The 11,729-nt window shown below is 28.0% G+C and carries 10 protein-coding genes and 1 tRNA gene; 10 read left to right on the forward strand and 1 reads right to left on the reverse strand.

Annotated elements, in window-relative coordinates; translation table 11 throughout:
• The first annotated feature begins 810 nt into the window (after positions 1-810).
• The 3 genes from L8X40_RS03660 to L8X40_RS03670 are packed head-to-tail and all read left to right on the forward strand — an operon-like array spanning position 811 to position 3,579.
• Entirely contained in the window at positions 811-1,575 is a 765-nt protein-coding gene (locus L8X40_RS03660) for a class I SAM-dependent methyltransferase (RefSeq protein ID WP_214100511.1), read from the forward strand.
• 1 nt (position 1,576) lies between these two features.
• Positions 1,577-2,932 (forward strand): ATP-dependent DNA helicase, encoded by a 1,356-nt coding sequence (locus tag L8X40_RS03665; protein WP_263667333.1) that lies wholly within the window; start codon positions 1,577-1,579, stop codon positions 2,930-2,932.
• 2 nt (positions 2,933-2,934) lie between these two features.
• Positions 2,935-3,579: a flagellar basal body-associated FliL family protein gene (locus L8X40_RS03670; RefSeq protein WP_214135806.1), complete on the forward strand. Its 645-nt coding sequence runs from the start codon at positions 2,935-2,937 to the stop codon at positions 3,577-3,579.
• Here the strand turns inward: L8X40_RS03670 and lolA are convergent, their stop codons facing one another.
• A complete protein-coding gene (lolA, locus tag L8X40_RS03675; RefSeq protein ID WP_087699518.1) occupies positions 3,580-4,086 on the reverse strand; it encodes a LolA-like outer membrane lipoprotein chaperone in 507 nt (168 codons plus the stop codon).
• A gap of 117 nt (positions 4,087-4,203) precedes the next feature.
• Here lolA and secA point away from each other — a divergent pair, with 117 nt between their 5' ends.
• From secA to L8X40_RS03710, 7 genes are all read left to right on the forward strand, one after another.
• The gene (gene secA, locus L8X40_RS03680) at positions 4,204-6,795 is read left to right on the forward strand and encodes a preprotein translocase subunit SecA (RefSeq protein ID WP_214126094.1); all 2,592 of its coding nucleotides are present in this window, start codon (positions 4,204-4,206) and stop codon (positions 6,793-6,795) included.
• Between the two features lie 8 nt (positions 6,796-6,803).
• The gene (locus tag L8X40_RS03685; RefSeq protein WP_087699514.1) at positions 6,804-8,093 is read left to right on the forward strand and encodes a sigma-54-dependent transcriptional regulator; all 1,290 of its coding nucleotides are present in this window, start codon (positions 6,804-6,806) and stop codon (positions 8,091-8,093) included.
• Between the two features lie 12 nt (positions 8,094-8,105).
• On the forward strand, positions 8,106-9,122 hold the full coding sequence (locus L8X40_RS03690; RefSeq protein WP_263667336.1) for an aspartate-semialdehyde dehydrogenase: 1,017 nt from the start codon (positions 8,106-8,108) through the stop codon (positions 9,120-9,122).
• Between the two features lie 11 nt (positions 9,123-9,133).
• Positions 9,134-9,640, forward strand: coding sequence for a YqhA family protein (locus tag L8X40_RS03695; protein WP_087699510.1), 507 nt, complete (start codon positions 9,134-9,136; stop codon positions 9,638-9,640).
• 14 nt (positions 9,641-9,654) lie between these two features.
• Positions 9,655-10,677, forward strand: coding sequence for a uroporphyrinogen decarboxylase (hemE, locus tag L8X40_RS03700; protein WP_263667337.1), 1,023 nt, complete (start codon positions 9,655-9,657; stop codon positions 10,675-10,677).
• Complete coding sequence (locus L8X40_RS03705) at positions 10,674-11,582, forward strand: radical SAM protein (protein WP_087699508.1); 909 nt, start codon at positions 10,674-10,676, stop codon at positions 11,580-11,582. Before hemE ends, L8X40_RS03705 begins: the two co-directional genes overlap by 4 nt.
• Positions 11,583-11,651: 69 nt before the next feature.
• Positions 11,652-11,726, forward strand: a tRNA-Asn gene (locus L8X40_RS03710).
• The last annotated feature ends 3 nt before the right edge of the window (positions 11,727-11,729 follow it).

Raw genomic sequence — 11,729 nt, forward strand, 5'->3', positions numbered from 1 at the left:
TCTTTTGTTTTTTGGATGGTTGGATATTTGACTTGGTTGATTTATGTTTTATTTCTATATCTTTAGTAATTTAATTGGCTTGATTGTTTTAATTTTTCAATTTTAAATTGCTTATAGTAAATTTGTTTTTTAGTATTTAGTGGTTTTTATATTTTTAGTTGGTGATGGATTTTTTGGCGAGGTAGTAGAGCTGGTTAGTAGTAATACTTTAATTTAATGTTTGAATCAATTGCGGATGATAGGTTTTAGTTTTTATTTGATTTTTTTATTGATTTGCTGAATTATATTTTTATATATTTATTGGAAATTTAGTTTTATATTTAGTTTTTCTTTTTTTAGCTATTGGGTTGAACGGTAGAGTACGTTTTATTGTGAAATTTTTAATTAATCTGTAGCTTTAAGATTGGATAGAATGTTTACTAAGAATTAGATGGTTTGGTTGTTTTAGTATATTGTAGATTGAAAGGGTATTTAGAGTGTTGTGCGGTTTTTAGTTTTAGGTTGATATAAAGATTGAATAGATTAATTTAATTTATTGGCATAATAAAGGTGTTAATATGGTGGTGTTATTTAAGAGGTATATTGTAGTTTTTTAGTTAGGTTGGATAGTTTAATGTTTGTAATAAGGTAATTGTTAATGGTTAAAAATTAGTGTTTTATATATCTTATGCTTTTTTGTTTTTATTATTAATAGTACTTGAAATTATTTATTAAAGGTTTGATCTAGTATAAGTGGAGTAGGTTGGTAGGGTGTTTTTTGGTAAATAAAAAAAGGTTTTTGATATAATAATACTATCATAAGGGTGCATGATGTTAGATAATAAGTATGATGATAATATTTTTTTTGATAAATATGCTTTAATGTTAAGATCTAAAGCAGGATTGGATGGTGCTGGCGAATGGGAGGATTTTAAAGCGTGTTTGCCAAGTTTAAAAGATAAAATTGTATTAGACTTAGGTTGTGGATATGGGTGGCATAGTGTTTATGCTTTAGAAAATGGTGCTAAAAAAGTTATTGCTGTTGATTTATCTTTAAGAATGTTAGAAAAAGCAAAGATTAAAACAAAAAAATATAAAAATAAAATATCCTTTTATAGAAATTCTTGTGAAGAAATAGATAAAATCATTAATTTACAAAATATAAAATTTGATATAGTTATTAGTTCTTTAGTTTTTCACTATATAAAAGATTATGAAAAATTAATTTTTAACATCTCAAATCTTCTTAATGAAAATGGTAGTTTGGTTTTTAGTGTTGAGCATCCTGTTTTTACCGCAAATATTTCTCAAGATTTTATATATGATAATTATGGGGATATTCAATGTTTTCCTATTAAAAATTATTTTTACGAAAATAAAAATAAATATAATTTTTTAGGCGAGGATGTAGTTAAATACCACCGTACTTTAACAAGTTATATATCTACTTTATTGCAAAATAATTTTAAAATAACTAATATTATTGAACCAAAACCTTCTGATAAAATTATCAATCTTTTTCCTGAATTTAAAAACGAATTTAAAAAAGAATGGCATAGGCCTATGATGTTGATAATATCTTGCGTGAAAGAGTAGCTTGAATTTAGTTGTAGATAATTTAAGATTTTTTTTAAAAAATAATAATGTATTTTTAAGTGGTGGTGCAGGTGTTGGTAAGTCTTTTTTAACTATGGAGCTTATAAGATCTTATAGAGTTCAAGGAAAAATCGTCGTTGTGTTGGGTTCTACTGCACTTAGCGCTTTTAATATAGGCGGGGTTACTTTACATAGTTTTTTTGCTTTTAAAAGATGTCAAAATTATGATGAGTTATATTATGAAGATAGAAAGCAAAAAGATAAACTAGAAAAATTAAAGAGAATTTTAAAACAATGTGATTTGTTGGTTATTGATGAAATCTCTATGGTGAGTGCTTCATTGATGGAAATGATTTATTATAGATTATCAAGAAGTGGTTTTAATGGTAAAATTTTATTAGTTGGAGATTTTTTTCAACTTCCACCTGTGATTAATTATAGAGAAAATCAAATTCAAGGCACTTTATTTCAAAATACTTTATATGCTTTTTCTTCGCAAGCTTGGAATGATCTTAAATTTATTAATCTAAAACTTAGCGTTACAAAAAGAACTTTAGATAAGCAATTTTATGAATATTTGTTTTTTCTTAGAATGGGTGAAGTAAATAAAGAAATGCTAAATTTCTTTAAAAAAATGTTAATTAGTTCAAAAAATTTACTTGAATATATGGATGAGTATACTTTATTGTGTGCTACAAATAAAAAAACTAATTATATTAATACTGAAAAATTAAATCTTTTACAAGGCAAAGAAAGTGTATTTAAGGCAAAAGCTGAAAAACTAGATTCTACATTAGATGATAAAACTTACGAGCAGTGGATTAATGGGCTCAATTCTTTGGATGAATTAAAATTAAAAATAGGCGCTAAAATTATTTTTTGTGTGAATAATAAAGAAGAAAATTATTATAATGGAGAGCAGGGTGTTGTTTTATATTTTATAAAAGATAAAGAGCAAGAATATATTCTAATAGAAAAAAATAACGGTGAAAGATTGAGGTTAAAACCATATGAATATACCTTAGAAGAGTATGAGTTAGACAAAGATGAAAAACTAGAAGTTAAGATAAAAGCTAAATTTGTTCAATTTCCTATAAAACTAGCTTATGCTATAACAATCCATAAATCTCAAGGTATGAGTATAGATAAATTAATATGTGATATTGATGGAATTTTTGAAAAAGGACAATTATATGTATGTTTATCAAGAGCCATTAATCCAAGTAATTTAAAAATCGTATATAATTATAAAATACCTTTTGAGGATTATTTTTTAAAAATTTTAAAATTTGATAAAGAGGTAAAACGATTTTATCTACAAGAAAAATTTATAAATTTAGAAGAAAATGAGGAGTGATTATGAGATGGGTAGTAATTTTATTTTTTTCTTTTTGCGGTATTTATGCTAATTCTTTAAGCATAGAAGATTTTAGAACAGATTTATATTCAAAGGTTGGAAATAACACTCTAAAAAAGATTGAAATGACTTTAGATTTTGAGGGAGAAAATTTAGAACAAAAGAAAATTATAGATGCTTTAAATACTATTGTATCTAGTTATTTTTATGAAGATTTATTCACAGAAGTGGGAAAAAACAATTTCAAAGAAACTTTGCTTAAATTTAGCAATAAAAAATATAAAACCCAAATAAAAAATATTTACATTCTAAAAATTAATTCAGTGAGTCAATTTGATATAGAAGAGTTGAAGCGTTTTGTAAAAGATTTAGAAAAAAAGGAAGAAGATTCAAAAGAAACCGCTAAGCAAGAAGAAAATCAAAATATTCTTAAAGTTACCAAAACTTTAGATCAAAATAACACCCAGCCAAAAGATATGAATGCTACTCAAATAAGTAGTGTTAAAGATGGCAATATAAGTTTCAATCAAGATGTTAATACAAGCAAAGAAGCCATGGATATGATTTTAAAAACTATGGAAAATACACAAATGCAAATGTTAGCACCAAGTAAAGAACAAGATTTGTTTAAGGAGATACCATTTTGATTATTGGATTATATCAAAATGACTTGGGATTTTTGGTATAAAAATATTTTCGTTAATATTTTGATCAAATTTTTGGTTGTAAAAATAAATACTGACCAAATTTCCTAATTCATCTTTATAAGAAATACTGTTAAGGCTACCGTTTTCTAGTTTGATATTATATGTGATATTTTCGTATTTTGCCTCATAGCTTTCGTGAGATATTAATTTTGCATTTTTAAAAATTGCTTGAAGATTTGGTAAATTTTGCAATTGTGTATAAACGGCTTGTTCTAATTCAGGTTCTATGATAATAACTTCTTTATGATTGATATAAATTTGCTTTTTATTTGGTTTGGTGTAATTCCAAAAGGCTTTATTTTGAGTAATGATAAAATTTCCTTTATAATTTAGCGAAGAATTATTACTTTGCACTTTTTGCTCAAAATCACTGCTAAAATTTTTAAAATTTATATCAAAAGCAAAAATATTATAAGCAAATATCATTAAAAATATAAAATATTTCATAATTATCCTTTAAAATTTAACAAATTATATAAAATTTATGCAAATAAAACTTTTATATAGTTCTAATTAAAATCAAGGTATAATCTAGCATATATTTTTGTAATTAAAGGTAAAAAAATGTTTTCTAGCGTATTTAAAGCAATATTTGGCACAAAAAACGATCGAGAAGTAAAAAAATATTTAAAGAGAGTTGCACAAATTAATGCTTTAGAGTCAAAATACCAAAATTTAAGTGATGATGAATTAAAACAAAATTTTATAGATTTCAAAACACAAATTCAAAAAGAAGAAAAAACTTTAGATCAAATATTAAATGATGTTTTTGCAATAGTTAGAGAAGTAGGAAAAAGAACGCTTAATATGCGTCATTTTGATGTGCAATTAATCGGTGGTATGGTTTTGCATGAGGGAAAAATCGCTGAAATGAAAACTGGGGAAGGTAAAACCTTGGTTGCAACTTTACCTGTTGTATTAAATGCTATGAGTGGCAAGGGTGTACATGTAGTTACTGTAAATGATTATCTAGCCAAAAGAGATGCAGAGCAAATGAGTGCTATTTATAATTTTTTAGGTTTTAGTGTGGGGGTGATACTTTCAGAGCAAAATAGCGATGAGGCGCATAAAAAAGCTTATGAGTGTGATATAACTTATGGTACAAATAATGAATTTGGCTTTGATTATTTGCGCGATAATATGAAATTTTCAAAACTTGAAAAAGTGCAAAGAGAACATAATTTTGTTATAGTTGATGAAGTAGATAGTATTTTAATAGATGAAGCAAGAACTCCGCTTATTATAAGTGGGCCTACAAATAGAACTTTAGATGGTTATATTAAAGCAAATGAAGTAGCAAAACAGATGCAAAAAGGTCAAGCAGCTGCTACTCCTCAAGAATTACCAAGTGGTGATTTTATTGTTGATGAGAAAAATAGGACTATTATGATTACAGAGGCTGGAATTTCTAAGGCAGAAAAATTATTCGGAGTAGAAAATTTATATAGCTTAGATAATGCAATATTAGCCCATCAGCTTGATCAGGCTTTAAAAGCACATAATTTATTTGAAAAAGATGTACATTATGTATTAAGAGATAAAGAAGTTGTAATTGTTGATGAATTTACAGGAAGGTTAAGTGAAGGAAGACGTTTTAGCGATGGTTTGCACCAAGCATTAGAGGCTAAAGAAGGAGTAAAAATTCAAGAAGAAAGTCAAACTTTAGCAGATATTACTTTCCAAAATTATTTCAGAATGTATAAAAAATTAGCAGGTATGACAGGTACTGCACAAACTGAAGCAACGGAATTTTCTCAAATTTATAATTTAGACGTAGTGTCTATACCTACAAATATACCGGTTGCAAGAATAGATAAAGATGATTTAATTTATAAAACTCAAGAAGAAAAATTTAAAGCAGTTATTGAAGAGATAAAAAAAGCAAATGCAAAAGGTCAGCCGGTTTTAGTAGGAACTGCAAGTATTGAAAGAAGTGAAGTATTTCATAATATGCTTGTAAAAGAACGCATTCCTCATCATGTGCTTAATGCTAAAAATCATGAGCAAGAAGCTTTGATTATTCAAGATGCGGGTAAAAAAGGTGCAGTGACTATAGCTACTAATATGGCAGGTCGTGGGGTTGATATAAAAATAGATGATGAAATAAGAGCTTTGGGAGGGCTTTATATTATAGGAACTGAACGCCATGAAAGTAGAAGAATAGATAATCAACTTCGTGGTCGTGCAGGACGTCAAGGTGATCCTGGTGTAAGTAGATTTTACTTAAGTCTAGAGGATAATCTTTTAAGAATTTTTGGTGGTGATCGCATTAAAAATATCATGGAAAGATTAGGTATAGAAGAGGGTGAGCATATAGAAAGTCGTATTGTTACAAGAGCTGTTGAGAATGCGCAAAAAAAAGTTGAAAGCTTACATTTTGAAAGCAGAAAACACTTGCTTGAATATGATGATGTGGCGAATGAGCAAAGAAAGACTATTTATAATTATAGAAATGAATTATTAGATGAAGAATTTGACTTGCAAGATAAAATTTTAAAAAATATTGTTGAGTATAGTAATCACTTAGTAAGCCAAATTTATTTAAATGCAGAACTTGAAGATGACGTTAAGCATTTTGAAAGCTTAAAGCAAAAAGTAAGTTATGAGTGTAATCTTGAGCTTAGCGAAGCTGATTTTAAAGATTTAGGTGTAATTGAAGCAGAAAATAAATTAAGTGAAATTTTAGAAAAAGCTTACAAAGATAAAATGAGTATTATTGAAGATAAGGAAGCTAGAAGAATTGAAAGAATCTTATATCTTCAAATTTTGGATAATCTATGGAGAGAGCATTTATACCAAATGGATATTTTAAAAACTGGTATAGGTTTAAGAAGTTATAATCAAAAAGATCCTTTAGTAGAATATAAAAAAGAAAGTTATAATCTTTTCATGGAGCTTGTTGAGCGTGTTAAATTTGATAGTTTAAAATTGTTATTTAATGTAGTTTTTACTCAAAAAGAAGCACAAAATTTTGAAGAAAAAAGCCATGAGCAAAATGAGCAGTTTTTAGCTAATACCACAGAAAGTGGTGTTGATGAAAACGGTGAAGCACAAATTACTAAAGTACCTAGAAATTCACCTTGTCCTTGCGGTAGTGGTAAAAAATATAAAGAATGCCATGGTAAAAGTGGTCCCAAAAAAGGTATTTTAGCTTAAGGTTTGAAATGAATTTAGTTATAGTTGAAGATGATATAAATATGAGAAAATCACTTGAAATTGCTTTGAGTGAGTATGAAGAATTTGCTATAAAATCTTATAAATCAGCAACTGAAGCTTTAAAAAAACTAAATGATGATGTTGATTTGATTATTACAGATATTAATATGCCGGGTATGGATGGTATTGAATTTGTGCAAGCTTGTGAGAATAAATATGATTTTATTATTATCACAGGTAATGCAACACTAAATCGTGCCATAGAAGCAGTAAGACTTGGAGTAAAAGATTTTCTAGTAAAACCATTTGATATTAATACTTTAGTAACTGCGATAAAACGTGCAAAAATAATCCAAGAAAAGACTTCTAAAAAAACAAATAAAAAGACTATTAAAAAAGAAGAAAATCAAGATTTTTATGGCACTTCTAAGGCTTTGGAAGATTGTTTAAAATTGGCCACTAAAGCTGCTAAGACAGATGCAAGTGTGCTTTTTTTTGGAGAAAGTGGAGTAGGTAAAGAAGTTTTTGCAAATTTTGTGCATAAAAATTCAAAAAGAGCACAAAAGCCCTTTGTGGCAATTAATATGGCAGCGATTCCATCAAATTTAATAGAAAGTGAGCTATTTGGTTTTGAAAAAGGTGCATTTACTGATGCTAATACTACTAAAATAGGTTTGTTTGAGCTTGCTAATGAAGGTACTTTGTTTTTAGATGAAATAGGTGAAATGCCTTATGAAATTCAAGCAAAATTATTAAGAGCTTTGCAGGAAAAAGAAATTACAAGATTAGGAAGTACTAAAAGTATAAAGATTGATGTAAGAATTATTAGTGCAACTAATGCTCATATAGAAAAAAAGATTGCAGATAATGAATTCAGACAAGATTTATATTATAGACTTAATACTATTCCTATTAATATACCACCGCTAAGAGAGCGTCAAGAAGAAATTTTGCAAATTGCACAAAAGGTATTACTTGATACATGTAAAGAATATGATTTTAATGAAAAAACTTTAAGTCAAGAAGCACAAGATGCTTTGCTAGCTTATGATTTTCCAGGTAATATTAGAGAGTTGATTTCTATTATACAAAGAGCGTGTATTTTAAGTGAAAATGATGAGATTAGCGCCCAAGATTTATTTTTAGAAAGTAGAAAAAGTAAAGATATTAAAAATCTTGAAAAAGAATTAATTTTAGAAGCTTTAAAAAATTCACAAGATATTACAGAGGCGGCTAAGCTTATAGGGATGAGCGAGAAAATTTTTAGCGAAAAAATGAAAAAATACAATATTACTTAAAAAGGACGGACAATGAAAAAAATAGCTATTGTAGGTGCAACAGGAGCGGTTGGCGAAGAACTTTTAAATGTTTTAGATGAGCTTGATTTTCCAGTTGAAAGTATTTTACCATTAGCAAGTGCAAAAAGTGCAGGTAGTGAAGTAGAATTTAGAGGAAAAAGTTATAAAGTAAAAGAATTAACTCCAAGTGTTTTTAAAGAAAATCCTGTGGATATTGCTTTTTTTAGTGCTGGAGGAAATATAAGTGCTGAGTATGCAAAATACGCAGTAGAATGTGGTGCTGTGGTGATTGATAATACTAGCCATTTTAGAATGGATGAGAATGTTCCTTTGGTGGTTCCTGAATGTAATAGTGAAGATATTAAAGATTGGGAAAAAACAGGGATTATTGCTAATCCAAATTGCTCTACTATACAAATGGTGCATGTTTTAAAACCACTTGATGATGTATTTAATCTAAAAAGAGTAGATGTGAGTACTTATCAAGCAGCAAGTGGTGCGGGTAAAGAAGGTATGGAGGAATTAGTTCAAGGAATGCAAAGTTTTTTTGCTTTTAAACTAGATGAATTTGAAGCAAAAACTTTTCCATACACTCTGGCTTTAAATTTGATTCCTCAAATAGATGTTTTTAGTGAAAATGGCTACACTAAAGAAGAATTAAAAATGGTAAATGAAACGCAAAAAATATTGCATAAAAAACTTGAAATTTCAGCAACTTGCGTAAGAGTTCCTGTGCTTAGAAGTCATAGTGAGGCTATTACTATGCATTTTGAAAAAGATGTTGATATTGTTAAAGTTAGAGAGATACTTTCTAAAGCACCAAGTGTTGTTGTGATTGATGATATAGAAAATAAAAAATATCCTATGCCACTTTTTACAAGCGATACTAATGAAACTTATGTAGGAAGAATTAGACGTGATATTAATCATAAAAACATTTTACATTTATGGTGCGTGGCTGATCAAATTCGTGTAGGAGCTGCTACAAATGCAGTGCGTATTGCACAAAAATGGCTAGAGTTAGTTTAAAAAGGAGAAAAATGTTAGAAAGATTTTTTGAAAATTTATTAGTTAAAAGTCGTTTGGTTACTATTTTACCTGTAATTTTTGGTTTAATAGGAGCTTTTGTTTTATTTTTTATTGCAAGTTATGATGTGATTAAGGTTTTAAAATATGTATTTGAGTATTTTATGTTGCCTAATTCTACAGTGGATTTGCATGAAGATATTGTTGGTTTGATTATAGGAGCTGTAGATTTATATTTAATGGCTTTGGTTTTATTTATTTTCTCTTTTGGAATTTATGAACTTTTTATTAGCGAAATAGAAGAATTTAAACAAACTAAGCAATCAAAAGTTTTAGAAGTACACAGTTTAGATCAACTAAAAGATAAACTTGCAAAAGTAATTATTATGGTCTTAGTTGTAAATTTTTTCCAAAGAATTCTACAAATGCAACTAAATACAGTTTTAGATATGACTTATCTTGCAGGTTCTATTTTGGCTCTTTGTATAGGACTTTATTTTTTACACAAAAGTGATCATTAAAATAAGGAATAAAAATGATTTTTATTGATGCGTGTTTTAAAAAATCAACCCCTTATACTCCAGTTTGGATGATGCGTCAAGCAGGAAGATATCTGCCTGAGTACATGGAAGTTAGAGCAAGTGCTGGAGACTTTTTATCACTTTGTAAGGATTATAAAAAAGCAAGTGAAGTTACTTTACAACCAGTAGATATTTTGGGTGTTGATGCAGCTATTATTTTTTCAGATATTTTAGTAGTACCTTTAGAAATGGGCATGGATTTAAAATTTGAAAAAGGCGAAGGGCCAGTATTTTCAAATCCCGTTAAAACTAAGGAAGATTTGGAAAGATTAGATGTTGAAAAAAGTGTTAAAAAACTTTCTTATGTTTATGATGCACTAGCGCTTACTAGAGAAAAACTTGCACTAGATAAAGCTTTGATTGGTTTTTGTGGAAGTCCTTGGACTATTGCTACCTATATGATAGAGGGTAGTGGTAGTAAAAATTATGCAAAATGTAAAAAATTAGTTTATCAAAATCCTGAATTTTTACATCAAATTTTATCTAAACTTACTTTGGCTTTAAAGTATTATATTCAAGAGCAAATTAGAGCAGGTGCTAATGCTATACAGATATTTGATAGTTGGGCAAGCGCTTTAGAAAAAGAAATGTTTTTTGAGTTTTCTTTTAAATATATGCTTGAAATTGCTGATTTTATAAAGGAAAAATATCCGCATATTCCTGTGATTTTATTTCCTAAGGGGATAAGTGGGTTCTTAGATGATATAAGTGGAAATTTTGATGTCTTTGGTGTAGATTGGAGCACCCCTTTAGAATTAGCTAAGGAAAAGCTAGGCACTAAATATACTTTGCAGGGTAATATGGAGCCTTGTAGATTATATGATAAAAAAGCAATTAAACAAGGCGTAGATAAAATTTTAAATATTATGCAAGATGGTGCACATATTTTTAATCTCGGACATGGAATTTTACCTGATATTCCTGTTGAAAATGCTAAATATTTTATCAAGCTAGTTCAAGAGAAATCTAAAAAGTGAATAAAATCACCTTTGGTCCTATAAGCTCAAGAAGATTTGGACTTTCTTTAGGGATTGATTTAAGTCCAAATCAAAAACAATGTAATTTTGATTGTGTATACTGTGAATTGCAAGCTGCAAAACCTATAGAGAAATCTTTGATATATCCAAAAATTCAAGAGATTATACAACAAGTAAAACAAGCTTTAGCTAGTAATGTGAAATTTGATTTTCTTACACTAACTGCAAATGGTGAGCCTAGTTTATATCCTTATTTAAAAGAATTAGTTTGTGAGTTAAATAAAATAAAGAAAGATAAAAAACTCTTAATTTTAAGTAATGGTAGTGGTGTATTAAATATAAATGCATTTGATGCTTTAATGGATATTGATGTAGTTAAATTTAGTCTTGATAGTGCTATAGAAAAAACATTTTATAGAATAGATAGGGCTTTAAAGCAAATTAAACTTGAAACAATGATAGAAAAAATGATCGCCTTTAGAGAGAAATTTTTGGGTGAACTTATCATGGAAGTGTTGATTGTACAAGGTTTAAATGATAATAAAGAAGAAATATTAGCTTTAAATGAAGCATTTGGTAAAATAAAACCATCAAGAGTAGATTTTAGCACTATAGATAGACCGCCTGCTTATCCTGTTAAAGGGATATCTTTGGAAAAGCTGGAAGAATTAAGTATGCATATTACTAATGTGCCTGTTGTGCTTGCTAAACATTGCTATAAAGGTGAAAAGATTGATTTTAATTCTCATGAGCTTTTGAAGATGTTGCAGCTTAGAGCGCAAAGTGAATTTGATATAGAAAATAAATTTAGTCAATACAGTAAAGATATATTAGAAAAATTAATCAAAGAGCAAAAAGTTATTGTAAAAAATTTAGCAGGAGTAAATTTTTACAAAAAAATATAATTTTTTGCAAAAAAACTCTTGACAAGAATGTTTTTTTCTTATATAATACCATTTCTTATTTATTGATGTTCCGGATTAGCTCAGCGGTAGAGTAGTCGGCTGTTAACCGATTGGTCGTAGGTTCGAATCCTACATCCGGAGCCACTT

The organism is Campylobacter sp. CNRCH_2013_0855, from assembly GCF_025773025.1.
In the GTDB taxonomy this organism is placed as follows: domain Bacteria; phylum Campylobacterota; class Campylobacteria; order Campylobacterales; family Campylobacteraceae; genus Campylobacter_D; species Campylobacter_D jejuni_C.

Bases quoted from the DNA above. Each gene is read 5' to 3' on its own strand.
- L8X40_RS03685 (WP_087699514.1), top strand. From the start codon at position 6,804: ATGAATTTAGTTATAGTTGAAGATGATATAAATATGAGAAAATCACTT.
- hemE (WP_263667337.1), top strand. From the start codon at position 9,655: ATGATTTTTATTGATGCGTGTTTTAAAAAATCAACCCCTTATACTCCA.
- L8X40_RS03660 (WP_214100511.1), top strand. From the start codon at position 811: ATGTTAGATAATAAGTATGATGATAATATTTTTTTTGATAAATATGCT.
- L8X40_RS03690 (WP_263667336.1), top strand. From the start codon at position 8,106: ATGAAAAAAATAGCTATTGTAGGTGCAACAGGAGCGGTTGGCGAAGAA.
- secA (WP_214126094.1), top strand. From the start codon at position 4,204: ATGTTTTCTAGCGTATTTAAAGCAATATTTGGCACAAAAAACGATCGA.
- lolA (WP_087699518.1), bottom strand. From the start codon at position 4,086: ATGAAATATTTTATATTTTTAATGATATTTGCTTATAATATTTTTGCT.
- L8X40_RS03670 (WP_214135806.1), top strand. From the start codon at position 2,935: ATGAGATGGGTAGTAATTTTATTTTTTTCTTTTTGCGGTATTTATGCT.
- L8X40_RS03695 (WP_087699510.1), top strand. From the start codon at position 9,134: ATGTTAGAAAGATTTTTTGAAAATTTATTAGTTAAAAGTCGTTTGGTT.